This is a genomic window from Oleiphilus sp. HI0067 (assembly GCF_001635735.1).
Map to the genome: position 1 here is coordinate 1 of NZ_LWFI01000986.1, position 1441 is coordinate 1441.

Sequence of the window (1441 nt, forward strand, 5' to 3'; positions counted from 1 at the left end):
TGGAGAACTCGTACTCTCAAGAAACTTCAACAAAGAATATTTAACTCTGAGAGAAGAGCAGCCCGACGAAGATAAACGCTTAAAGCATGAGTTGGGTACATTCGGTATTGATCACGCAGAACTTGGTGCACAACTCGCAAACGAATGGGGGCTAAGCCCTTATGCAATCGATGCGATTCGTTATCATCACGCAAACACAGTCGACATTCTGGGCGCTCAGCATTTGGTCAAAATATTGTATACTGCAAGCGCTCTTAGCAATGATGCGCAACAGAGCATGCAGCAGAGTGTTGAAACGACGAACAGCTTATTTGAACTCAACCCATCCCTCATCTCTGAAATCTGTCGAAAAATAGATGAAGAAGTTATCCAAGTAGCTGAGAGCATGGGCGTGCAACTCGACAAACAAGATGATCAAGAAGCACATATATCTTTAGCACGAGCCATTAGAGACCAAAATCTTCAAAACATTTCTCGGGATCTTGTTTCAAAAGCCAAGACAAAAATAGAACTCGCAACCCAAATTCAGCACTCTCTGTCACTACTGCTTGGCACTCGCCAAACGGCACTATTTTGGAACGAAGACAACGAACTTGTTCTTATCGAAGACAGCTACGAAGCACCACTTTGTTTCCCTCTAAATGAGGGCAGTAGTCTTGCGGCGAAATCTGCACTGAGAAATGAAGTGCTCAGCTCAATCGATGATGACTCTGCCTTTGTTGCTGACCAACAAATTCTCCGGTTGCTCGATGCACAGCACATGCTCTGTCTTCCTCTACTCGATGGGGAGCGCATCATCGCAGTCATCGCTACAACATTGCATTCAAATAAGGAAAGACTTCATCCTAATTTCTTAAGCATTCTGATCAGCCAATTTAAGCGCCAATGCATAGATATAGAACAAGCCCACTGCGCAGAAAACACTGATTCTGAAATCAACTCATTAAACGCAAAGGTTCGCGAGATTGCACATGAGGCGAACAACCCTCTTAGCATCATCAATAACTATTTGAGCAGCCTTTCCCTGAAACTCAGCGAAGAAGACGAAGTACAAGAAGAACTACAAGTTCTTAAAGAAGAGCTAGAGCGCGCAAGCCAGATAATCTTTCGATTAAGGGATCTGCAGCAAGATATTACGCACGATGAAGGCGACGCCGACATCAACTTAGAAATCAAAAACCTTCTAACCCTGTACAAAAGTTCACTATTCTTGGCCAAGAGTATCGACAGCGAATACCTGCCAGATAGTAGCCTACGCCCAGTCGACATCAGCCCTGGCAGTCTGCGGCAAATATTAACTAACCTTATGAAGAATGCCGTCGAAGCAATGCCTGAGGGTGGTAAAATCAGTGCTGCTACAAAAAGCAGCATCAACGTCAACGGCCATAGCTTTTGTGAAATAAAAATCACTGACAATGGTCCAGGTATTCCAGAAGAAATA

General features: G+C 44.1%; 1 protein-coding gene. It reads left to right on the forward strand.

Annotation, left to right across the window (positions count from 1 at the left end; translation table 11 throughout):
* Nucleotides 1-1441: HDOD domain-containing protein (locus tag A3739_RS12850; RefSeq protein WP_068501608.1), on the forward strand; the 1441-nt coding region annotated here is incomplete at both ends.